Raw genomic sequence first — 22,489 nt, 5'->3', positions numbered from 1 at the left:
GATGTCATTCAGTATGACCGGATACGGTCAATCCGCCTTTCATTTTGGCGGCTATAAGGTACAATTAGAGATCAAATCTGTTAATCATCGTTATTGCGAAGTGATGATGCGTCTCCCAAGAGAGTGGACGTATTATGAAGACGGTTTGAGGAAGATCGTACAGAGCCGTTTGAAACGTGGGCGGATTGATGTTTATGTAATGAAAGAAAAAGAGGAAGACCAGGCTCTTCCCGCTGTTCTGAATGAACAGACGGTCAGGGCCTATCTGCAGGCTGCAGAGCAACTGGAGACTCACTTTGGAATGCAGGGCAAACCAAGTATTGTGGATATGCTTGGGCTGCCGGACGTCATGGTTCATTCGGATGGGACAAGTTCCATTCCCGAAGAGCAGAAGGACGAATGGGAGCGAGTTTTGCAGGAAGGATTGAGAGAGGCTCTGTCCAGCCTGGAGCAGATGCGCGCACGCGAGGGTCTTCATCTGGCCAGTGATCTGGAACGGCGGATTATCCGTCTGGAGTCACTGCATACCGAGATGCTTGCTCTTGCACCGACTGTGGTAAGTGATTACCGCAACAAGTTAAGACAGAGGCTTACGGAAATGCAGGAAGAAGGCTCTTTCCCTTTTGATGAGCATAAATTGGGTATGGAAATTGCAATGTTTGCCGATCGTTCTAACATAGAAGAGGAGCTTACGCGTCTACTCAGTCACTTTGGACAGAGCAGGGAACTGCTGAAGAGTGATGAGCCGGTAGGTCGTAAGTTGGACTTTCTAATTCAAGAGATGAATCGGGAAGTCAATACGATTGGATCAAAAGCCAACCACTTGGCTCTGGTGAACCGTGTTGTCGAGATGAAGGCGGAGCTGGAGAAGATTCGTGAGCAAGCGGCGAATATCGAATGAACGGCCACATTTCGGCAGAAGAGTCGCATGTATAGGGGGAAGAACCTGATTATGGCAATCAAACTCATTAACATTGGATTCGGTAACATCGTATCGGCGAACCGGATTATATCCATCGTGAGTCCGGAATCGGCGCCGATCAAGAGAATTATACAAGAGGCAAGAGATCGTCACATGCTGATTGATGCAACGTACGGAAGACGTACTCGTGCCGTAATTATTACGGATAGCGATCATGTCATTCTGTCTGCCGTTCAGCCGGAGACGGTCGCCCATCGTCTTTCTTCGAAAGATGATGATAACGACGAATAAAATGGAGTGTAATATGTCTAAGGGATTACTGGTAGTGTTGTCCGGCCCATCTGGGGTCGGGAAGGGTACTGTATGCAGCGCTTTGCGCAAACGGGTGCCGGAATTGATCTATTCCGTATCGGCGACAACCCGTCAGCCTCGTCTGGGTGAAGAACATGGTGTGAACTATTTCTTCAGAAGTCATGAAGAGTTCCTGAACATGATTGCTGAAGATCAATTGTTGGAACATGCGGAGTATGTTGGTAATTATTACGGAACACCGCGTGATTTTGTAGAGAAAACGATTAACGAAGGCCGCGACATCATTCTGGAGATTGAGGTTCAAGGCGCGTTAAAAGTGAAAGAGAAATTCCCGGAAGGCATCTTTGTTTTCCTGCTTCCTCCTTCATTGGATGAGCTGAAAGATCGCATTCAGGGTCGTGGTACTGAAAGTCAAGCGACCATTGATCACCGGATGTCTGTGGCGGTCGATGAGATCAGTCTGCTGGAGCAGTATGATTACGCTGTTGTTAATGATGAAATTGATTTGGCGTGCAAGAGAATAGAAAGCATCATAATCGCCGAACATTGTAAGATCAATAAATAATCCCTTTTGCCGCTGCAGAATACGATATAAGTGGGGCAGTTGTCATATCATGTATTGAAGCAGTCCTTATTGGACTGCAGAATGTGAAGACATGCCACATCAGTTCTGTCAGGCGGCAACTTGTGATTATACTAATGCGAAGAGGTGTTTGTTAATATGCTGTATCCTTCTATTGATGAAATGATGAACAAAGTCGACAGCAAGTATTCCCTTGTTGTTGCTGCTTCCCGCCGGGCTAGACAGCTACGTGAAGGTGAAAAAACGGATTTAAGAGGTGCGAGATCCCATAAACAAGTTGGCGTTGCACTGGAAGAAATCTATGGAGACCTGCTCGTTGTCATCAAAGGACAGGACGAAGAAGAAGAGTAAGCCGCTTGCGGCTGCTCTTCAACTGCATACGGCGTAAGCCGGATTAATTGACAACCGCGAGGTTGTTATTTTTTTATGATTGAATCAATTTCATAACTCATTAAATCATCGTTTTTGTAACTATATAGACAAATTGAATCGTTTTGATCTATATATAGCCTTGATTGAAGCAACTTAAGGTATTATGAAATTGATTCCAATAAGCATATTTTAACGGAATCTTACTTAGACGTCGTATAAATATCGGGGGAAATAAACATGTTGAACGGTAAAAAAATCGTGCTTGGTGTGACAGGCGGCATAGCCGCTTACAAAGCGGCAACATTATGCAGCAGACTGGTGCAAAAGGGAGCGGATGTTCATGTGATCATGACAGCTTCCGCTACACAGTTTATTACCGAATTGACGCTGCAAACGTTGACCCGAAACACCGTATATACCGATACATTTGATGAGCGTGAACCGGCAGTCGTATCTCATATTCATCTGGCCGATCTGGCTGATCTTGTTCTGGTTGCTCCGGCTACAGCCAATGTAATTGCCAAGATGGCGAATGGCATGGCAGATGATATGCTTTCAACTACTCTTCTTGCTACGACAGCCCCTGTCATGATTGCTCCAGCTATGAATGTACATATGTATGATCATCCAGCTGTAAAGCATAATATGAGCCTGCTTGTGGAACGGGGTGCCATGATGATTGAACCGGGTGAAGGTCTGCTTGCGTGTGGATATGTGGGCAAGGGACGTTTGGAAGAACCGGAGAGCATTGTGGATGTGGTGGAACGTTTCTTCGAACAGCACGAGTCTGCAGACCGTGCCCGGCAAGGACAAGCTTCAGTGTTACAAGGCAAGAAGGTTGTCGTTACGGCTGGAGGTACGATTGAGCGCATTGACCCAGTACGATACATTACGAACGATTCATCTGGCAAAATGGGATTTGCGATAGCCGCAGCTGCGCGTGATCTGGGGGCAGATGTGAAACTGGTCATGGGCAATACCCAAGCCAAGCCACCGGAGAACGTTGAGTTGATCCCTGTACAGTCTGCACAGGACATGTATGAAGCGGTAACACGCGAGTGGGATGATGCAGATATCGTGGTTAAGGCGGCGGCTGTTGCCGATTATCGGCTGAAGGAAGTTTATACCGAGAAGATCAAGAAGAAAGGCGACACGCTGTCGCTCGAACTTGTTAAAAATATAGATATTCTTGAAACGCTGGGTAAACAGAAGACCCATCAGTTTTTGATTGGTTTTGCTGCGGAGACTCAGTCGGTTGAGATGTATGCACGTGAGAAATTGGAACGGAAAAACTGTGATCTGATCGTAGCCAATGACGTAACCCGCACGGGTGCAGGATTTGGAACAGACACCAACGCGGTACATATATATGACCGGGAGGGTTTGGTGGAGGAGCTTCAAGTGATGGCCAAGGACGATGTGGCTCATCGCTTGCTCCGGATTGCGGCGGAGCGCATTGCCGGGAGGAATTAGGATATGGAGATTGCCAAGGTCATTGTCGATGTTCCTGTGAAGGAAACAGACCGGCCGTTTGATTACTTGGTACCTGAATCGATGAGAGAATGGATCGAGATTGGCAGCCGGGTGGGTGTACCTTTTGGTCATCGGACGGTGCAGGGATTCGTGATTGATCTTGTGCCACGTACCGGGGAGGAAACATTCAGGCTGAAGCAGATCCAGGAGTTGCTGGACATTGTTCCCCCATTGTCAAAGGATTTGGTTGAGTTGGCCGAATGGATGAGTGGGCGTTATGCCAGTAACCGAATTTTGTCATTACAGGTGATGGTACCGACGGCATTGAAGGGGAAAGCAGAACGCTACATCTCGCTGGGAGATGCACTGGACGGACAGATCGAGGGTGCACAACCGGATGATGAGGTGTTATTTGTTTGGGGAGAAGAGTCTACGACCGAGAAGGTGCAGCAGGATATCATCCGTTTTGTCAAAAGTCGGGGGCAGGTACCCCTGCAACAGCTCAGTCGGAAATATCCCAATCATGCTGCGCTAATTAAGAAACTATTGCTTGGTGGTGTGCTGCTGGAGAGTCAGGCCATCAAGGACAAGTTGAATAAGAAAACGATGAAGTCCGTTGATCTGGCTGTAGATATCGCTACTGCTCAGGAAGCACTTGCATCGTTCCCGGCAAAAGCACAGCGGCAGAAGGAGATTCTGGCTTTTTTGCTGGAAATGAAAGAACTTTTGCCAATGCCGATGAAAGAAGTGTTGTCTACACTGCAGGTATCGGCCGCAACAATCAAGGGTCTTGAGGAAAAGGGACTGATTGTAACCGAGGACGTTGAGGTCTTTCGTGACCCTTATCAGGGCAGGACGTTCAAAGCGACGGAACCGCTGGTTCTGACCGATGAGCAAAAACATGTCTATGACAATATCAATGGCCGATTGCAGGAACAGCGTCATGGGGTATTTTTGCTGCATGGTGTCACAGGCAGCGGCAAGACAGAAGTCTATCTTCAAACGATTCAACAATGCATCGAGCAGGATCGGCAGGCCATTGTACTGGTGCCCGAGATTGCACTGACCCCGCAGATGGTAGAGCGCTTCAAAGGGCGCTTTGGTGATCAGGTTGCGGTCATGCACAGTCGTCTGTCAGGCGGTGAACGTTATGATGAATGGCGTAAGATTCGTGAGGGTCAGGTGAAGGTTGCCATTGGGGCGCGGTCAGCCGTATTTGCTCCGTTCAGTCGCCTTGGGCTGATCATTATGGATGAAGAGCACGAGACTTCTTACAAACAGGAGGAAACTCCGAAATATCATGCCCGTGATGTAGCGGTAAAAAGAGCACAGCAGCATCAGGCCGTTGTTGTTCTGGGTTCAGCGACACCTTCGCTAGAAAGTTACTATGCGTCACGCTCGCAAAGCAACGATGATTTTGCACCACTCTTGCTGGAGATGCCAACACGGGCACTGGGTAACAAGCTCCCGGAAGTGCGAATCGTTGACATGCGCGAAGAGTTGAAGGATGGCAACCGTTCCATGTTCAGTAGGGCTTTGCACAAAGGGCTGGAGGAGCGCTTGGAACGTGGTGAACAGACGGTACTTTTGCTGAATCGCCGTGGATATTCGACCTTTGTCATGTGCCGAAGTTGTGGATATGTAGCAGGTTGTCCCGAATGTGATATTTCATTGACGTATCATCAGCGCTCGAATAATCTCCGTTGTCATTATTGCGGATATGCAGAAGCGGCTCCTGAAGTGTGTCCGGATTGTGGAAGTGAGCATATTCGATACTTTGGTACAGGTACACAACGGGTCGAGGAAGAGCTTGCGAAGCTCTTTCCGGGCATTCGGGTCATTCGGATGGATGTGGATACAACAACGGAAAAAGGGGCTCACGAGAAGCTGCTGAAACAGTTTCGTGAGAAAAAGGCAGACGTGTTGCTAGGCACACAGATGGTTGCAAAGGGGCTAGACTTCCCTGATGTGACCTTGGTTGGCGTGATAACAGCGGATTCAGCACTGAATTTACCTGATTTTCGTGCTGCCGAAAAAACGTTTCAGTTGCTAACACAAGTAGCTGGCCGAGCGGGTCGGCACCAATTGCCTGGTGAGGTGTTCGTTCAGTCCTATACTCCCGAACATTACTCCATTGGGCATGCGAGCCAGCATGACTATGTGTCGTTTGTACGTGAGGAGCTGCTGCACCGTCGCAATTTGCAATATCCACCTTACTGTCGCCTGATTCTGGTAACCTTTTCGCATGAACAGCTTCCGGTATTGATTCGTCTTGCCGAGAACTACACGCGAATACTGAAGGAGAAGGCTAATGCAGCCGGATGGCTCGGCAGTCTGGATCGTTTCAGCAATGATGCCTTTGATGTGCTTGGGCCAGTAGCGTCCCCGATTCCACGGATCAAGAATAGATACAGATTCCAATGTATGATAAAATGGCGGGGGGATGTAGACGCCATCGGACTTGCTCTGGCAACAGCCCGGCGCATGGACGATGATGTTCAGGCGCAAAAACTGCTCATTAGTCTGGATGTAGACCCGCAAATGTTAATGTAAGCATTTTGCAGCAATGCGGATGTAAACAAGCGGTATAAACATAGATTAAAATGAATACCCAAAAAATACAGAAATCGTCCTGAAATTATGATGAGGATTAGGAAGGTGCTTACAACATGTCGATTCGCATTATCGTTCAAGAACCAGATGAGGTGCTCCACAAGAGAGCCAAAGAAGTACCCAAAATTACACCGAATGTACAAAAATTGCTGGATGATATGGCTGATACCATGTACGATGCGGAAGGTGTAGGTCTTGCTGCGCCACAGGTCGGCATTTTGAAACGTCTGATCGTTATTGACGCCGGTGATGAGCAAGGACTGATCAAGATGATTAACCCTGAGATCATCGCAAGTGAGGGGGAGCAATTCGGACCGGAAGGTTGTCTGAGTATCCCTGGAATTAATGGTGACGTTCGCCGTTTTGAGACCGTTACGGTCAAAGGTCTGGATCGTGAAGGCAAAGAGTTGATTATTACGGGTAGTGGCCTGCTGTCCCGTGCATTCCAGCATGAAATTGATCATCTGGATGGCGTACTCTTCACGGATATCGCCGAGAAAGTGTACGAAATTGCAGCAGATCAAACGGGACCGCGTCGTAATTAAGGAGTGATCGATTTGAATATTGTTTTTATGGGAACACCTGAATTTGCAGTTCCTTCTCTCGATATGCTGATTGCAGAGGGATACAATGTGGTGGGTGTGGTGACTCAACCTGATAAACCACAGGGACGCAAAAAAGTACTTACGCCAACACCGGTTAAGGCCGCAGCAGAACGCCACGGTCTGCCGGTGTTTCAGCCTGTTAAACTGCGTGATCCGGAAGCCGTAGCCCGCTTGGCTGAGTGGAAGCCGGATCTGATCGTTACCGCGGCATTCGGGCAGATTCTTCCCAAAGCCGTGCTGGATATGCCTGTTCGTGGTTGTGTGAACGTGCATGGCTCTCTTTTGCCGAAATATCGGGGAGGAGCCCCGATCCAACGTTCCATTATTAACGGGGAATCCGTGACAGGAGTCACATTGATGTATATGGCTGAAGGCCTCGATACGGGAGATATGATCTCGTATGTGCAACTGCCGATTACGGATGAAGATACATCAGGAACGATGTTTGACAAACTAAGTGAGGCTGGTTCGAGATTGCTACTGGCTGAAATGCCACGATTGATTGTAGGCGAAACAACGGCTGTCCCTCAGGATGATGCCGAGGCTTCTTATGCGCGCAATCTGACTCGGGAAGACGAGAAGATGGACTGGAGTCGTACATCACGCGAATTGTTCAATCAAATCCGTGGTCTTGTGCCGTTCTCGGGTGCATTTACGATGTGGGATGATCAAGTCTTCAAAGTCTGGGCAGCGGCTAACCCCGATCATGTGGATCTGGCAACTTCTTCGGGTGCTGGACAAGCAGAGCCAGGAACCGTGCTGCAATTGAATAAGTCAGGTATTGAAGTGCGTACAGGCAATGGGTCTCTCTGGTTGACTGAGGTACAACCTGCGGGTAAAAAGGTGATGCATGCTGCTGACTTTGCCCGTGGCGGTACACTGAAACCTGGAACGGTGTTGCGATGAGCGGTAATACATCAGGACGTTCGTCAGGCCAAGGTCATAAAGCTTCCGCAAATGCAGCCGGGCGCGAAGGAAATCGTCGTCCAAATCCCGGGAAATCGGGTGGCTCAGGGAATGCTTCCGCAAATGGTGCATCTCGTTCCCAGAAACCGAAAACTTCTGCTCGTGCTTTGGCAGTGAAGGTTCTTAGCGCTGTTGAGCAAGATGGAGCATATAGTAATCTGGAGTTGAACCGTCGTCTGAAAGAGGCGGATTTAAGCCCCGCGGATGCCGGACTAGCTACCGAATTGGTGTACGGAACAATCGCTAGATTGAATACACTTGATTATTACTTGGAACGTTACGTTGCCAAAGGAGTATCCAAACTACAGCCTTGGGTTCGGAGCCTGCTTCGGATCAGCGTATACCAGATGATATACCTGGATCGTATTCCGGAACATGCCGTAGTTAGCGAAGCGGTTAATCTGGCGAAGAAACTGGGCCATCAGGGAATCTCGGGCATGGTGAATGGTGTGCTGCGCAATATGATCCGCAATCGGGATGAACTTCATATTCCAGAACATCTGCCCGTTGCCGAACGTATTTCACTGGAGCATTCCCACCCGTTATGGATGGTTGAACGCTGGATTGCCCAGTACGGTGAGGAGACGGCAGAAGCCATCTGTCGTGCGAATAATGAACCGCCAGCGGTGAGTGTTCGGGTCAACACAACGATGACCACACGGGAGAAACTGATGCATGAAATGACCAGCACAGGTGCAGTCGTTGAAGCTTCTCAGCTGAGTTCCGATGGAATTCTTGTACGCAGTGGTGGGAATATGGCACTAACGTCCTGGTATCGGGATGGCTTGTTCTCTGTACAGGACGAAAGTTCCATGCTCGTCGCTGAAGCAGTTGCGCCAGAAGTAGACCAGCTTGTATTGGATTGCTGCGCAGCTCCAGGTGGTAAAACAGCTCACATGGCGGAGAAAATGCAGGATCGCGGTCGTATTGTCGCGAATGATGTACATGCCCACAAGCGCCAGCTGATCCTAGATCAGGCGGAGCGTCTCGGTCTGACTTGTATCGATGCTGTAACTGGAGATGCGCTAGACCTGAATGAACGGTACCCGGAAGCGTCGTTTGACCGCATTTTGCTGGATGCACCATGTTCAGGTCTGGGTGTTATTCGCCGCAAGCCTGATGTGAAATGGACCAAAACCGTAAAAGATATCGAAGATATCGCAGGCTTGCAACGTGAATTGCTTGATCAGGTTGCGCCGTTGTTAAAACCAGGTGGTATTTTGGTATATAGCACGTGTACCATTGAACCTGCTGAGAATGAGGATATGGTTGCAGACTTCTTGAATCGACATCCGGAATATAGTCCAGCAGAAGCATCCGTCTGGTCTGAATCGGAGACAGCGAACTTGAAGGTTGTGAACGGTGGTATTCAGATTTTGCCACAATACGCTCACAGCGACGGATTTTTCATCGCACGGTTGACAAAAACAGCGGAATAACAGTTTAATAGAGCACGGAAGGATGACCGCCGAGGGGAACTTCGGCGGATTTCTTTGTGATGGGACTTCGATTATAATTGTCAGAGAATGTGATGACAGGGTGCGATGGTCGCATTGAGATGTTATAATGCATGAAGTACAGATATCAGGGGTATACATGGATGTAACGTGGTCTTTGTGATAGAATAGGACGAATGGAACGAAAAGAAGGAAGCCAACGAAAAGAAAAGAAGGAATAGGTGTTGACAACAAAATGAAACCTTTTATATATGATTATTCTCTGGAACAACTGCAGCAATGGGCTGTGGAGAATGGGGAGCCGGCGTTTCGCGGTGGCCAAATCTTTGACTGGATTTATGTAAAACGCGTGAATGATTTCAGTGAAATGACCAATCTGTCCAAGCCATTGCGTGAAAAACTGACAGAGCAATTTGAATTTGTAACGCTGAAGGAGATTACCAAGTTTGAATCCAAGGATGGAACGGTTAAATTCCTCTTTGGTCTTCATGATGATCATGCCATTGAGACAGTAATCATGAAACACAACTACGGAAACAGCATCTGTGTAACCACACAGGTTGGATGTCGCATTGGTTGTACGTTCTGTGCATCCACATTGGGTGGACTCAAGCGTAACCTTACGGCAGGGGAGATTGTTGCCCAGGTTGTGCAGGCTCAGAAAATTCTCGATGAACGCGGCGAGCGTGTAAGCAGCATCGTAATCATGGGTTCGGGTGAACCGTTCGAAAACTATGAAGCAACGATGACTTTCCTGCGCATTATGATTCATGAAAAAGGACTGAATATCGGTCAGCGTCACATCACGGTATCTACGAGCGGAATTGTTCCAAATATCTACAAGTTTGCAGATGAAGATACACAGATTAACCTCGCCATTTCGATCCATGCACCAAATGATGCACTGCGTTCGAAATTGATGCCGGTTAACCGTCGTTTTCCTTTCGAAGACGTGATGGAGTCCCTTCGTTATTATCTGGCCAAAACAGGTCGGAGAATTACGTTTGAGTATGCACTCATTGGTGGGGTAAACGATCAGCCAGAGCATGCAGCAGAACTGGCAAGCGTGCTTAAGAACATGTTGTGCCACGTGAATCTGATTCCGGTTAACCATGTTCCTGAGCGCAAATATGTAAGAACATCCAGAAGCGACATTTTTAATTTTCAAAAGATTCTCTCGGAACAGGGTGTTAATGTAACCATTCGTCGTGAACAGGGACATGATATTGCTGCCGCTTGCGGTCAGCTTCGTGCAAAGCATATGGAGTTGAGGTGAGAACGTTTTGATCAAAACAGTTCATGTGAGCCATATCGGACGAGTGCGTTCGGTGAATGAGGATTCAGCCTGGATTCGTAATCTCGATACAGGATATATTCTGGGTATTGTTGCCGATGGCATGGGTGGACATCTTGCAGGTGATACGGCAAGCCGCTTGGCAGTGGAGACGTTGGTGCACGATCTGGGAACGCTGGAACCAGGTCTGTCACATGCGTCTCTGTCTGCAGCTCTCAGCGATGCTATTTTGCATGCCAACGAAGTTATTTTCCGCACAGCATCCACAGATGACAAGTATCACAACATGGGAACAACGGTGGTTGCGGCTTTATTGAACGATACGGAAGGTGTTATTGGACACATCGGTGATAGCAGAGCCTACAAAATTGCGAACAAAGCTGTGATCCAATTGACCGAGGACCATACACTGGTGAATGAATTGTTCAAAAATGGCCAGATCAGCAAAGAGGATGTGTCCCATCATCCACGTCGCAACGTGTTAACTCGTGCGCTTGGAACAGATGCCGAGGTGAAGGTGGATCTGGATACCGTCAAGCTGGAGGAAGGCGAAGTTCTTCTCCTGTGCAGTGATGGTCTCAGTAACCTGGTCAGCAATGAGCAGATTATTCAGGTTGCCGGCAATCTGGAACTGGCATTGGAAGATCGTGCAGACCGACTGCTTCAGTTGGCTTTACTTGCTGGGGGAGACGACAACATCACGGTTGCCTTGTTCGAGTTGCAGAAGGAAGGTTCCCTGGATACGGAAACGGGGTGTGAGTCATGATTGGGCATCAGCTAGGCGGACGCTATGAAGTGATTGAGCGTGTCGGCGGTGGCGGCATGGCTCTCGTGTATAAAGCCCAGGATCTTCTGCTAAACCGGAATGTAGCGATCAAAGTCCTTAGACAACAGTTTGTGCATGACGAGGAGTTTATTCGCCGTTTCCGCAGGGAAGCACAATCGGCAGCATCACTGTCTCATCCGAATGTAGTCAGTATATACGACGTGGGGCAGGAAGATGACGTTCATTATATTGTCATGGAGTATGTGGAAGGCAAAAACCTGAATGAAATTATTAAAGAGCGTGCGCCTCTACAGGTGGACGAATCGGTGCGAATTGCTTCTCAGATTGCAGATGCTCTTGATCATGCACATCATAATCAAATCATTCATCGGGATATCAAACCCCATAATATATTAATTGGCCGGAATGGCCGCGTGAAGGTAACGGATTTCGGGATCGCTCGTGCCGTTACATCTACAACGATTACGCAGACGGGTTCGGTAGTCGGTTCTGTACATTATTTCTCACCGGAGCATGCCAAAGGCATCGTTACTGGTGAAAAATCGGACTTATATTCTCTTGGGATCGTACTCTACCAAATGCTGACTGGGCAACTTCCGTTTTTGGGTGAAAGTCCAATCAGTGTGGCATTGAAGCATTTGCAGGAAGAGTTCGATGAACCACGCAAATTCAATCCATTGATTCCGCAAAGTGTGGAAAATGTCATCTTAAAATCCATGCGTAAAAATCCGCAGGAACGTTATCAGTCGGCCAAAGAGATGCAGACCGATCTGGAAACTTGCCTGATGCCGGAGAGACGCAATGAAACGAAGATTGATTTTCCGGATGAGGATGATATAGACCAGACTCGCGTTATGCCAGCCATCAAGCCTGAACCGCGCGGAGTTACATCGACGGGTGCAGTACCTGTGATGGAATCTGACGAAGAAACTGGCAAGGGTAAGGCGAAAGCTAAGAGCTGGAAGAAGCCAACATTACTCATTTCATTAACCGTTCTTATTCTAATCGCCATGGTGGGCGTTGTATGGTATGTCAAGGGTATGCTGGTTGTGCCTGAAGTTACCGTACCTAATGTGATCACCCAGACGGAAGAAAAGGCGCGGGAAATGCTTGAGGAGAAAGGACTCGTCGTCAGTGATGAGGTCATCCGTCTGTATAAGGAAGATGTCGAACCCGGCATAGTCTTTGACCAGAGCAGAAAAGAAGGCGATGTCGTCAAAGAAGGTTCCGAGGTCCAGATCAGTGTTGGTGCTGAAAAAGAACTGGTGAAGATGATTGATGTCAAGCAAGATCCTTATGATGAGGCTGTCAAACAACTAACTGCGCTTGGCATTAAGGAAGATCAGATTCAGCGGAAAGATGAGTTCTCCAATGATGTGGCTTCAGGTACTGTTATTTCCCAGACACCTGGCGTCAATGAGGAATTCGATCCTGAGATAGTTCAGATTGAGTTAACCGTAAGTAAAGGTACCGAAACGGTCAAAATGCCTGATCTGAAAAACCATACCCGCAGTGAAGCCGAAGAAAAACTGAAATCTGTTGGACTTGTGCTTGCGCAGGTACAGGAAGAATCGAGTTATACGGTGGACCAGGGCAAAGTGACGCAGCAATGGCCTGTGGAAGCGGGCGCAGAGGTGAGTCCTGGCGATAAGATTACAATCTTTATCAGTACAGGATATCCGCCTGAAGCGCTGCAGTATCCTTTTAATATCAATGTTTCACCCAAAGAAGAGGGCAAAAACAGTAAAATCCGTATCACGTATGAAGACGCCCGCGGCAAAAATCAGGAATGGGGAACTCGTACTGTGAACTCAACCCAGACCTTGACCATTCCGCTTGTGCTGGCTCCAAATGAAAATGGTGCTGTGTCCGTATATCGTGATGGACAGTTCCTGGATACGTATCTTGTCTCCTACAGTGAAGCCAAAAACGGAACAGTGAATGTACCTTCCATTGACCCGGAACAAAGCACACAGACGCCGCCAGAAAATGAGCCTGATCCAGGTGAAGGCAGCGTAGATGAGGGCAGTGTTGATCCCAATCAGGAAGGTGAGCCTGAGTCCACACCGGCAGACGGTGAGGGTGACAGCGGAGATGAAGACACTTCAGCCATGAATAATGGTAAAGGGCACGGCAAGGAAAAAGAGAAGAAAAAGGAAGTCATTAACGCATCAAGCCGTCCATAAGGGCGGCTTATGCTGGCGTCTGCATTAAATGTACCATCATCTAAAGGAGGGCGTCGGAGCTATGCCAGAAGGTATCATCGTTAAAGCGCTAAGCGGTTACTATTATGTCATGCCAGTGGAAAACAACGGGGTTCCTTCGGTTGAAGGTTCCGCCGTTCAATGTCGAGCCAGAGGTATTTTCAGAAAACGGGGAACATCACCGCTTGTAGGTGATCGCGTCAGCTACATGTTGACTGAGAACGGAGAAGGAACGGTTGATGAAATTCGGAAGCGTGAGACGGAACTTATCCGTCCTCCTGTAGCCAATGTAAGTTTGGCTGTTCTCGTGTTCTCTGTGAAGGAACCGGATATGAACCTGAACCTGTTGGACAAGTTCCTTGTTCACATCGAGCAGGCGGGGCTGGATGCACTCATTGTGTTGACCAAACTGGATTTGGCTGATCCATCCAAAGACACTGTTGCTGAAGTGAAAGCATTGTATGAACAGGTTGGTTATGAAGTGATCTCCACAAGTTCACGTACCGGTGAAGGCAGTGAATTGCTCAGAGACCGTCTGGCTGGTAAGATCAGCGTATTCTCCGGACAATCCGGTGTAGGCAAGTCTTCGATGTTAAATGCATTGATGCCGGGCCTGACGCTGGAGACCAATGCGATCAGCATGCGTCTAGGACGAGGGAAACACACCACCAGGCACGTGGAGCTTATTCCGTTGGATAATGGTGGTTTTGTTGCGGATACGCCAGGATTCAGCCAACTGGACTTTCTGGAGATCGGTGTGGAGGAACTCTCCACTTGTTTCCGGGAATTTGCCCAGTTTGCAGATCAGTGCAAATTCCGTGGTTGTACCCATACACATGAACCAGGCTGTCGTGTGCTTGCGGCGAAGGAGGAAGGTCTGATCTCCGAAAGCCGATATCAGCACTATGTGCTGTTCCTGACCGAAATGAAAGATAAGAAGCGGAGGTATTAACATGATTAAAATTGCCCCATCGATATTATCAGCTGATTTTGCCCGACTTGGTGCTGAAGTTGCAGAAGCCCAGGCTGCAGGAGGAGACTGGATTCATGTTGACGTTATGGACGGTCATTTCGTCCCTAATATTACGCTTGGACCTGCGATTGTGAAGGCGATCGCTCCACATACAAGTTTGCCGCTCGATGTGCACTTGATGATTGAGAATCCAGAACGTTATGTTGAGGAATTTGCCAAAGCAGGAGCAGCGGTAATTACTGTTCATGCTGAGGCTTGTGTGCATCTGCACCGGGTTATTCATCTGATCAAGGAGCAGGGAGTGAAGGCAGGGGTTGCCCTTAATCCGGGAACGCCAGCGTCAGCCATTCTCGAAGTTCTGGATGATGTGGATATGGTTCTTGTCATGACTGTAAATCCTGGCTTTGGCGGACAGGCATTCATCTCGGGTACCATGAACAAAATCAAGCAGATTCGTACCTGGTTGAACGAAAAGGGACGCCATGATGTACATATCGAAGTAGATGGCGGAATTGCTGCCGATACAGCCCCGCTTGTAGTGGAAGCTGGAGCAGATGTACTTGTTGCCGGAAGTGCCGTATTTGGCCGTGAAGATCGTGCTGCTGCGATTACTGAAATCCGTCGTAGCTACGGAGGCTGATCTATGACCCTCAAGGAGACGCTGTGGACGATGGCTGCGAGTCTCGCGACGGGACTTGTACTTGCTTTGTTTGCGGTTATTCAATCCCCGTATAATGCCATTACGTCATTAATCGGGGTGGGCGTTGTTATTATGTATTTCCGCAAATTTGATCGTACGGGACATCGGGTTACTTTTGTCATATTCGGCATACTGTATTATTTACTGAGTGTTTTCATGATCGCTGCCTATCAATATATTCCTTCCCAAACGTAAATGACCTGATCTTCGGGCTTGTCATTGTGGAATAGGGATCGAAGGTTCCGCATAAATATGGTTACATGAGCAGGTTTCTCATGTAGCCTTTTTTGTCGTGTTTGAGGTAAAGAAGGCCTGAAGCATAGGATACGGCGGACGCATGAGCATGATGGGGAGGGTGAATTATGAAATTTTACACATTCAAACTGCCGAAGTTTTTGGGAGGGTTTGTAAAGGCGATTCTTAATACGTTCCAAAAGAACTGATCAGATTGATAAGGTAACAGGGAATACCGCCGCTTTGGCTCAGGCTTATCTGGAATTCGTACCTGCGAAGCGTCATGCGGCGGCCATTCACATGTTAATGAGCGTATTCAAGAATCCCTTTTTTGAATACCAAAAAAGCACCTGCAAGGAACAAGGTGCTTTTTGCTTACCCGATTTATAGTAGCTTTGCGTGATTATACGCGAGTCACTTTACCGGCTTTCAGTGCACGGGTGCTTACGTATACACGTTTTGGTTTACCGTCAACGAGAATGCGGACCTTCTGAACGTTTACGCCCCAAGTACGACGGTTACGGTTGTTAGCGTGGGATACGTGGTTACCGGTGCCCGGTTTCTTACCTGTCACATAACATTTGCGAGACATAGATTACACCTCCTATCCTAAAATAACCAGTTGCCTTCAGAAACGAGAAGTCATTCCATAAGGACTAAATTGTTCTTCCTGACCAAGAAGATCAGGTTTCAGTAGCTAATGGTGTTGTTTAAGCCGGCATGACCGGATCATTTCCATTACTTAACCTGCATAAAACAATACTTGAATATAATATCATAATCAAAAAAGCTTCGTCAACTGATCCAAAAACTTTATTTATTTCTCCTGTCTAATATAGTACAATGTTGAATAGTCCATAATACAGTGGTGAACAGGCTGTTGCCGCGAGGAAGTCGGAGAATAAACCGTACTTAGAGGTCGGTGGTCTGCTTTTTGGCAACGCTGTGAGCTGCGGCATTCCATCATTGGCACCAGTCTCCATGCGGCATTCATGCCGGCTCTTGATACCGGTGCATATCCGTATGCCCCGAAGTTAGGGGTGCAGAGAGTGCAGGATATTGGTAGCCCGGCCGCCCAGACCGTTAATCCGGCTGACATTATGTATTGTATGCCTGTGCCGGACAAGGTATGGACGAAGAATAACGCAGTCCGCGTTAGCGCATGAACAGACCAGACACATCTTGGTGCAAGGTGTTCGTGTATCAAGCTAGGAAGGGGAATTCTCACTTGAGTATACGTTCTTTAAATGGAACAGATTTCACCGCAATGGTACTTGCCGGAGCGGAACAACTTGGACAGCATGCAGAGCACGTCAATTCCCTGAATGTTTTCCCTGTGCCAGATGGTGACACGGGAACGAACATGAATTTGACAATGAGTGCAGGAGTTGCAGAGATTAAAAGAAAAAGTTCTGCCTCCATCGGCGAAGCTGCCGGTATTTTATCGAAAGGCTTGCTTATGGGCGCACGGGGAAATTCGGGAGTTATTCTATCGCAATTGTTCCGTGGATTTAGTCGTTCAGCTGCTCCCTATGAGGAACTGAATACGCTCCAATTTGCAGCAGCCCTGCAGAACGGTGTGGATGCAGCTTACAAAGCTGTCGTAAAGCCCGTTGAAGGGACCATTCTTACCGTAGCCAAGGAAGCGGCTAAACATGCCAATTACTACGCAAGACGGACGAATGATATTACTGAATTAATGAATGAAGTTTTGTTAAAAGCAAAAGAAGCACTGGCAATGACTCCGGAATTACTGCCTGTACTGAAACAGGTTGGTGTTGTGGATTCAGGTGGTCAGGGGCTTGTATATATCTACGAGGGTTTTATGGAAGTATTGCTTCAAAGTGACGGAGTGAATCGTACTTCTCTGAAGAAAGAAGTAACTCCATCCGTGGCAGCATCTGCTTTGAAACCGGCTGCACCGGCAGAAGTGGTTGTCAAGAAACCTTCACAGCAGCAGGTGATTGCACCGGAGATGCCGTTGTCCGCTCAGGCGAGATTGGAAACGGAAGATATTGAATTCCTGTATGACATGGAATTCTTCATTAATCGTGAGCTTGGAGAGAACGCAGGAGTGGCATTCGATGACGAAGCATTCCGGAAAGCGTTGTCAGTAAATGGGGATTCGATCATTATCATTGCCGATGATGAAGTGATCAAAGTTCATGTCCATTCCAAGACACCAGGCGATGTATTAAACCTGGCACTTCAATATGGTGAAATCACACAGATTCATATTCTCAATATGCGTGAACAGCACCGGGATCTGCTGACAGCAGGCATGGACATCGCTCCTTCACCTGAATTGTTTGCAGAGATTCCACCTGAGGCAGCACGCAGCCTGGAAGAGGCTGTGCTCCCTGCGGATGAGATGGCACCGTACGGTTTTATTGCGGTATCCTCCGGTGACGGTATTGCAGAGATTTTCCAAAGTCTTGGCGTCGATGTTGTTCTGTCTGGTGGACAGACGATGAATCCAAGTACTGAGGATTTTGTGAAAGCTGTTCGTTCCATTGCTGCGGAGCAGGTATTCATACTCCCGAACAATTCTAACATTGTACTGGCTGCCGAGCAGGCTCGTGAATTGCTTGAAGATGAGCGCCGGATTACGGTTATTCCAAGCAAGACCATTCCACAGGGGATGGCTGCGGCTTTTGCTTTCCAGGAGGATGAGTCTGCGGAAACGAACCGTGACCAGATGTTGGAGGCCATCAGCCGGGTGCAGTCCGGTCAAGTGACTCATGCGGTTCGCGATACGCAATATGATGAACTGGATATTAAGGCGGGGCACTATATCGGTATTCATAACTCCAAAATTGTAGCGACGGATGAAACCATGCTTCAAGCATGTCAAGGTCTGCTCAAGCAGATGATGGAGAGTGGAGATGAAGTGGTGACGATCCTTGAAGGGGAAGAAGCTGACCCTGAGGTTACCGCTGCCCTCGCTGCATGGCTTGAAGAACAGTATCCTGATGCTGAGGTAGAGGTACATCTTGGAGGACAGCCTGTGTACTATTACTTGTTCTCCGTGGAGTCCTAATAGCACTCTAGCGAAGAGGAGGAGAGTCATGAGCCACAAGCTTGCAATTGTAACGGACAGTACGGCAGATATTCCCGAAGAACTCATTCGCAAATACGGGATTCACATTGTTCCGCTGCGTGTCCTATTCGGGGAAGAAACGTATGCAGACGGCGTTGATCTGACTTCGGAACAGTTCTATGAAAAGTTGAAGAAGGGTTCTGTGTTGCCTACAACTTCACAGCCATCTCCAACGGATTTCATGAATGTATATCAGGCACTGCTTGATGAGAACCCGGAACGTCCGATTGTATCGATCCACCTGTCATCCGGCATGAGTGGTACCTATCAATCGGCCATGCTTGGCAAGTCTTTGCTGGAGCGTGAGGGTGACATCACCGTGTTGGATTCGAAGTCAGCATCGTATGGATACGGTCTGATGGTAGTACAGGCTGCTGAACTTGCCGAACAGGGCAAGTCGGCAGTCGAAATCGCTGCCGCTATTGAAGGGATGCAACAATCTCGTAAATTGTTCTTTCTCGTGGATACCCTTGAGTATCTGCAAAAGGGCGGTCGGATTGGCAAAGCTTCAGCCATCTTGGGAACGTTGCTTAACATTAAGCCGATCCTGTCTATTGATGAAGAAGGCGTGATCTACGCAGTTGAGAAAGTCAGAGGTCATAAAAAAGCAATGGCACGCATTATTGAGCTGTTCCAGAAGGATCTCGCAGGCAAACGGGTGAACCTGGCGGTAGGTCATACCGCTGACCCGGGATCAGCGATCGCTTGTGCAGAGCAGCTGCGTGGACATTTTACACTGAATGAAGTGATCTATACCAATATTGGAGCCGTAATAGGCAGTCATGTTGGACCTGGTGTAATTGCGATCTTTATGTGGCCTGTTCCGGAATGAGGGATTAGACATGAAATTGGAAGAAATATCAGTTAAGCAAATTAACGGCGTGAGTGCTCTCAAAGAGGGAGAGCTTCACGCCTTTGGCATCTCTACTGTTAAAGACCTGCTTGAATATTATCCGTTCCGATATGAGGATTATCGTCTGCGTTCGCTTAGTGAAGTGAAGGATGGGGACAAGATCACGGTCCAGGGACAGGTGATGGGTATTCCTGTATTACAACGATACGGCAAAAAGTCCCGCCTCACCTGTAAGATCATGACGGAAGAGTGGATGATTACGGCAACATGGTTCAATCGCCATTTCCTCAAAGAACAACTTACACCCAATCGGGAGATTGTAATTACAGGCAAATGGGAACAAAAGCGTATGCAGATGACGGTGACTGACTCGGAGTTCCCGGATAAAGGGGATGGGCGTTCAGGCACACTGCAACCTGTATATTCGGTAACTGGCAAGTTGACGCAACAATGGATGCGCAAAACGATCAATCAGGGGTTAGTTCAATTCGGAGATATGATTCCCGAGATTCTGCCCCAATCGTTGATGAAGAAATACAGTTTGATGCCACGCAAACAGGCGATTGCAGGAATTCATCGTCCACAGGACAATCGTGAAGGTCAGCAGGCGAGACAGCGGATGGTGTATGAAGAGCTGTTTCTGTTCCAGTTGAAAATGCAGGCGTATCGTGCGTTGAACAGGAATCGCATGGATGGTGTGGTACATACTACGGATAATACGACGATTCGCGAGTTTGTACGCAGTTTACCTTTTGAACTGACAGATGCTCAGAAAAAGGTGGAGCTTGAAATTCTGCACGATATGCGTTCGCCCTATGCAATGAACCGGTTATTGCAGGGGGATGTAGGCTCGGGTAAAACGGTTATTGCGGCGATTGCGCTATATACAACTGTTCGCTCCGGTTTTCAAGGGGCTCTGATGGTGCCTACAGAGATTCTGGCGGAGCAGCATATGCGCTCACTGCAAAAGCTGTTTGAACCGTTTGGGGTAACCGTAGGGCTGTTAACTGGCAGTGTAAATGGCCGTAAACGCAAAGATCTGATCGCCTCGTTGCAAATGGGCATGATTGATATTGTGGTGGGTACACACGCCCTGATTCAGGAAGATGTTTTCTTCCGTGATCTGGGTCTTGTGGTGACGGACGAGCAGCATCGCTTCGGTGTGAATCAGCGCAGCGTTTTACGACGCAAAGGATATAATCCGGATGTGTTAACGATGACGGCTACGCCAATTCCACGGACACTTGCGATTACGGCTTTTGGGGATATTGAGGTATCCACGATCTCAGAACGACCGAAAGGACGGATTCCAATCTCCACGTATTGGGTCAAGCACGATATGATGGAACGGGTGCTCGGTTTTATCTCCAGAGAAGTGGATCAGGGCCGTCAGGCCTATCTGATCTGTCCACTTATTGAAGAGTCGGAGAAGCTGGATGTGCAGAACGCGATTGATCTGCATGTGCAGATGCAGCAGAACTTTCCGAAGTATCGTGTAGGTCTGTTGCATGGACGGATGACGGCTGCGGAGAAAGAAGAGATGATGCGTGACTTCTATAGCAATGATATTCAGCTGCTCGTCTCCACCACCGTTGTGGAGGTTGGGGTCGATGTGCCGAATGCCACGTTAATGGTCATTATGGATGCGGATCGTTTCGGTCTGTCCCAGCTGCATCAGCTACGTGGTCGAGTTGGTCGTGGGGCCCATGCATCCTATTGTGTACTCATTGCTGATCCCAAGACGGAGGTTGGACAGGAGCGCATGAAGGTCATGACGGAAACCGAGGATGGATTCGAGGTATCGCGTCGGGATCTGGACCTCCGGGGTCCGGGTGATTTCTTTGGTACAAAACAGAGCGGATTGCCCGAGTTCCGTCTTGCCGATATGGTTGCTGATTTTGCTGTGCTGGAACAGGCCAGAGATGACGTATCCCATTTGATTGCGGAAGCGGATTTCTGGACGTCTGTGGACTATACACCTCTGCGTGATTTCCTACAGCAACAGCAAGTATTTAAGGGTGATCTGATTGACTAAGTCTGGCTATGGCGACTGGTTTTTCGTATTACCTTTGTAAAAAAAGACAAGTGTACAAGCCCTCCCGACATATGAATAAGAAGTGAGTTTATTCTTTGGGAGGTGCTGTACGTTTTGGGTTACCAACAATATGGAATCAGTCCGCAGCTGGTGGAGCGGATCAAACTAAAGATGAAAAATCCCGCTGTCAAAGAGCGTATCAAAAAGTTGATTGATGGCGTGACCAAGTCTGATCTGCAAGATAAGGCCAAGGTTAGAAGATTGGTCAAGTCTTCTGCAGTCATTATGAATGAGAATTTCTCTACAGCGCAGGAGGAGCAGTTTGTTGCTTTTGTGCTCGCGCAGAAGATTGATCCAAACAATACGTTTCATCTGATTAAGCTGTGGGGGATGTTTAGGTAGGGATTCGATGTAATGTTGGGTGGGGTAAAGAGCGTTGTTTACACGGGGGCACTACGATGACAGAATAACCTTCCGAGCGCTGTTATCCCCAGATTTTCTGATTGACCCTTTCCAAGGGTAAAATCCGGGGATAAAGGCGCACGCTTCGCTTCTTTAGGTTATTTCTGTCCTCTCCGTTGTTGTGTAAATTGATATATTTTACAAAACCAAATTACATCGAATGTTTATGAAGTAATTTTAGCGGGTGGGGCGGTCCATAAGTCAGGAAGATGACTCATGGACCGCCCTTTTTGACGTTATAACCAGGGACAAGTCTGTGGCAACTTCTCGGTTGAATATTTGTTGTAGTTATCGAAATGACCCATGACCTGGCTTGTGTTACCGCAAAAACAAAAGTTTGTAATGAGTATGTTTTGTTGGTTAAATCGAGCATCTTAGTACAGTGATTGGTGGAGTATGAGGCTTATATTTAATGTAAATCCATATTTATCCTTTAATGATACATAATCGTAATATCTAAAAATACTGTACCTCAACCCATAAACAAAATGTACCCTTCCTCCAACTATAATGAGTAAGCATCATGTTGTAAGCGATTACAAAA

General features: G+C 47.9%; 21 protein-coding genes. 20 read left to right on the top strand and 1 reads right to left on the bottom strand.

Features of this window, described 5'->3' with window-relative positions:
* Nucleotide 1 precedes the first annotated feature (1 nt).
* The 16 genes from OM416_RS06080 (at nucleotide 2) to spoVM (ending at nucleotide 15,704) form a co-directional block, all read left to right on the top strand.
* Nucleotides 2-901 (top strand): YicC/YloC family endoribonuclease, encoded by a 900-nt coding sequence (locus OM416_RS06080; RefSeq protein ID WP_076333317.1) that lies wholly within the window; start codon nucleotides 2-4, stop codon nucleotides 899-901.
* A 51-nt stretch (nucleotides 902-952) separates the two neighbouring features.
* The gene (remA, locus tag OM416_RS06075; RefSeq protein WP_006209218.1) at nucleotides 953-1,213 is read left to right on the top strand and encodes an extracellular matrix/biofilm regulator RemA; all 261 of its coding nucleotides are present in this window, start codon (nucleotides 953-955) and stop codon (nucleotides 1,211-1,213) included.
* A gap of 13 nt (nucleotides 1,214-1,226) precedes the next feature.
* Nucleotides 1,227-1,799, top strand: coding sequence for a guanylate kinase (gene gmk / locus OM416_RS06070; RefSeq protein WP_024631121.1), 573 nt, complete (start codon nucleotides 1,227-1,229; stop codon nucleotides 1,797-1,799).
* A gap of 156 nt (nucleotides 1,800-1,955) precedes the next feature.
* Nucleotides 1,956-2,168, top strand: a complete 213-nt coding sequence (gene rpoZ, locus OM416_RS06065; protein ID WP_036614619.1) for a DNA-directed RNA polymerase subunit omega — start codon at nucleotides 1,956-1,958, stop codon at nucleotides 2,166-2,168.
* Between the two features lie 258 nt (nucleotides 2,169-2,426).
* The gene (coaBC, locus tag OM416_RS06060; RefSeq protein WP_264927918.1) at nucleotides 2,427-3,662 is read left to right on the top strand and encodes a bifunctional phosphopantothenoylcysteine decarboxylase/phosphopantothenate--cysteine ligase CoaBC; all 1,236 of its coding nucleotides are present in this window, start codon (nucleotides 2,427-2,429) and stop codon (nucleotides 3,660-3,662) included.
* A gap of 3 nt (nucleotides 3,663-3,665) precedes the next feature.
* Entirely contained in the window at nucleotides 3,666-6,215 is a 2,550-nt protein-coding gene (gene priA, locus OM416_RS06055) for a primosomal protein N' (RefSeq protein WP_264927915.1), read from the top strand.
* Nucleotides 6,216-6,331: 116 nt separating this feature from the next.
* Nucleotides 6,332-6,820, top strand: a complete 489-nt coding sequence (def, locus tag OM416_RS06050; protein ID WP_169481523.1) for a peptide deformylase — start codon at nucleotides 6,332-6,334, stop codon at nucleotides 6,818-6,820.
* A gap of 12 nt (nucleotides 6,821-6,832) precedes the next feature.
* Entirely contained in the window at nucleotides 6,833-7,786 is a 954-nt protein-coding gene (gene fmt / locus OM416_RS06045) for a methionyl-tRNA formyltransferase (protein WP_264927910.1), read from the top strand.
* Entirely contained in the window at nucleotides 7,783-9,285 is a 1,503-nt protein-coding gene (gene rsmB, locus OM416_RS06040) for a 16S rRNA (cytosine(967)-C(5))-methyltransferase RsmB (protein ID WP_264927907.1), read from the top strand. The genes fmt and rsmB overlap by 4 nt, the downstream gene beginning before the upstream one ends.
* Before the next feature lie 253 nt (nucleotides 9,286-9,538).
* Nucleotides 9,539-10,579, top strand: coding sequence for a 23S rRNA (adenine(2503)-C(2))-methyltransferase RlmN (rlmN, locus tag OM416_RS06035; protein ID WP_036614609.1), 1,041 nt, complete (start codon nucleotides 9,539-9,541; stop codon nucleotides 10,577-10,579).
* Between the two features lie 7 nt (nucleotides 10,580-10,586).
* On the top strand, nucleotides 10,587-11,363 hold the full coding sequence (locus OM416_RS06030) for a Stp1/IreP family PP2C-type Ser/Thr phosphatase (RefSeq protein ID WP_264927903.1): 777 nt from the start codon (nucleotides 10,587-10,589) through the stop codon (nucleotides 11,361-11,363).
* The gene (pknB, locus tag OM416_RS06025; protein WP_264927901.1) at nucleotides 11,360-13,570 is read left to right on the top strand and encodes a Stk1 family PASTA domain-containing Ser/Thr kinase; all 2,211 of its coding nucleotides are present in this window, start codon (nucleotides 11,360-11,362) and stop codon (nucleotides 13,568-13,570) included. Before OM416_RS06030 ends, pknB begins: the two co-directional genes overlap by 4 nt.
* A 61-nt stretch (nucleotides 13,571-13,631) precedes the next feature.
* Nucleotides 13,632-14,540, top strand: a complete 909-nt coding sequence (gene rsgA / locus OM416_RS06020; protein ID WP_264927899.1) for a ribosome small subunit-dependent GTPase A — start codon at nucleotides 13,632-13,634, stop codon at nucleotides 14,538-14,540.
* Between the two features lies 1 nt (nucleotide 14,541).
* Complete coding sequence (gene rpe, locus OM416_RS06015) at nucleotides 14,542-15,201, top strand: ribulose-phosphate 3-epimerase (protein WP_017687456.1); 660 nt, start codon at nucleotides 14,542-14,544, stop codon at nucleotides 15,199-15,201.
* A 3-nt stretch (nucleotides 15,202-15,204) separates the two neighbouring features.
* Nucleotides 15,205-15,456, top strand: coding sequence for a hypothetical protein (locus OM416_RS06010; RefSeq protein WP_264927896.1), 252 nt, complete (start codon nucleotides 15,205-15,207; stop codon nucleotides 15,454-15,456).
* Nucleotides 15,457-15,623: 167 nt separating this feature from the next.
* Nucleotides 15,624-15,704, top strand: a complete 81-nt coding sequence (gene spoVM, locus OM416_RS06005; protein ID WP_019424875.1) for a stage V sporulation protein SpoVM — start codon at nucleotides 15,624-15,626, stop codon at nucleotides 15,702-15,704.
* 194 nt (nucleotides 15,705-15,898) lie between these two features.
* Here spoVM and rpmB read toward each other — a convergent pair whose 3' ends face one another.
* Nucleotides 15,899-16,087, bottom strand: a complete 189-nt coding sequence (gene rpmB, locus OM416_RS06000) for a 50S ribosomal protein L28 (RefSeq protein ID WP_017687459.1) — start codon at nucleotides 16,085-16,087, stop codon at nucleotides 15,899-15,901.
* Between the two features lie 636 nt (nucleotides 16,088-16,723).
* Between rpmB and OM416_RS05995 the strand changes: the two genes are divergently transcribed.
* The 4 genes from OM416_RS05995 to OM416_RS05980 all read left to right on the top strand — a co-directional run bounded on the left by OM416_RS05995 (nucleotide 16,724) and on the right by OM416_RS05980 (nucleotide 21,885).
* Nucleotides 16,724-18,535, top strand: a complete 1,812-nt coding sequence (locus OM416_RS05995) for a DAK2 domain-containing protein (protein ID WP_264927891.1) — start codon at nucleotides 16,724-16,726, stop codon at nucleotides 18,533-18,535.
* 28 nt (nucleotides 18,536-18,563) lie between these two features.
* On the top strand, nucleotides 18,564-19,427 hold the full coding sequence (locus OM416_RS05990) for a DegV family protein (RefSeq protein ID WP_264927889.1): 864 nt from the start codon (nucleotides 18,564-18,566) through the stop codon (nucleotides 19,425-19,427).
* Nucleotides 19,428-19,437: 10 nt separating this feature from the next.
* Nucleotides 19,438-21,483 (top strand): ATP-dependent DNA helicase RecG, encoded by a 2,046-nt coding sequence (gene recG, locus OM416_RS05985; protein ID WP_264927887.1) that lies wholly within the window; start codon nucleotides 19,438-19,440, stop codon nucleotides 21,481-21,483.
* A gap of 114 nt (nucleotides 21,484-21,597) precedes the next feature.
* On the top strand, nucleotides 21,598-21,885 hold the full coding sequence (locus tag OM416_RS05980; RefSeq protein ID WP_062835347.1) for a stage VI sporulation protein F: 288 nt from the start codon (nucleotides 21,598-21,600) through the stop codon (nucleotides 21,883-21,885).
* Nucleotides 21,886-22,489: the final 604 nt, after the last annotated feature.

Source organism: Paenibacillus sp. LS1, assembly GCF_026013365.1.
Classification (GTDB): domain Bacteria; phylum Bacillota; class Bacilli; order Paenibacillales; family Paenibacillaceae; genus Paenibacillus.
Note: the sequence above shows the minus strand (reverse complement) of the source record. Positions and strands in the feature narration are given on the sequence as shown.

Bases quoted from the DNA above. Each gene is read 5' to 3' on its own strand.
- OM416_RS06080 (WP_076333317.1), top strand. From the start codon at position 2: ATGTCATTCAGTATGACCGGATACGGTCAATCCGCCTTTCATTTTGGC.
- remA (WP_006209218.1), top strand. From the start codon at position 953: ATGGCAATCAAACTCATTAACATTGGATTCGGTAACATCGTATCGGCG.
- gmk (WP_024631121.1), top strand. From the start codon at position 1,227: ATGTCTAAGGGATTACTGGTAGTGTTGTCCGGCCCATCTGGGGTCGGG.
- rpoZ (WP_036614619.1), top strand. From the start codon at position 1,956: ATGCTGTATCCTTCTATTGATGAAATGATGAACAAAGTCGACAGCAAG.
- coaBC (WP_264927918.1), top strand. From the start codon at position 2,427: ATGTTGAACGGTAAAAAAATCGTGCTTGGTGTGACAGGCGGCATAGCC.
- priA (WP_264927915.1), top strand. From the start codon at position 3,666: ATGGAGATTGCCAAGGTCATTGTCGATGTTCCTGTGAAGGAAACAGAC.
- def (WP_169481523.1), top strand. From the start codon at position 6,332: ATGTCGATTCGCATTATCGTTCAAGAACCAGATGAGGTGCTCCACAAG.
- rsmB (WP_264927907.1), top strand. From the start codon at position 7,783: ATGAGCGGTAATACATCAGGACGTTCGTCAGGCCAAGGTCATAAAGCT.
- rlmN (WP_036614609.1), top strand. From the start codon at position 9,539: ATGAAACCTTTTATATATGATTATTCTCTGGAACAACTGCAGCAATGG.
- pknB (WP_264927901.1), top strand. From the start codon at position 11,360: ATGATTGGGCATCAGCTAGGCGGACGCTATGAAGTGATTGAGCGTGTC.
- rsgA (WP_264927899.1), top strand. From the start codon at position 13,632: ATGCCAGAAGGTATCATCGTTAAAGCGCTAAGCGGTTACTATTATGTC.
- rpe (WP_017687456.1), top strand. From the start codon at position 14,542: ATGATTAAAATTGCCCCATCGATATTATCAGCTGATTTTGCCCGACTT.
- OM416_RS06010 (WP_264927896.1), top strand. From the start codon at position 15,205: ATGACCCTCAAGGAGACGCTGTGGACGATGGCTGCGAGTCTCGCGACG.
- spoVM (WP_019424875.1), top strand. From the start codon at position 15,624: ATGAAATTTTACACATTCAAACTGCCGAAGTTTTTGGGAGGGTTTGTA.
- rpmB (WP_017687459.1), bottom strand. From the start codon at position 16,087: ATGTCTCGCAAATGTTATGTGACAGGTAAGAAACCGGGCACCGGTAAC.
- OM416_RS05990 (WP_264927889.1), top strand. From the start codon at position 18,564: ATGAGCCACAAGCTTGCAATTGTAACGGACAGTACGGCAGATATTCCC.
- recG (WP_264927887.1), top strand. From the start codon at position 19,438: ATGAAATTGGAAGAAATATCAGTTAAGCAAATTAACGGCGTGAGTGCT.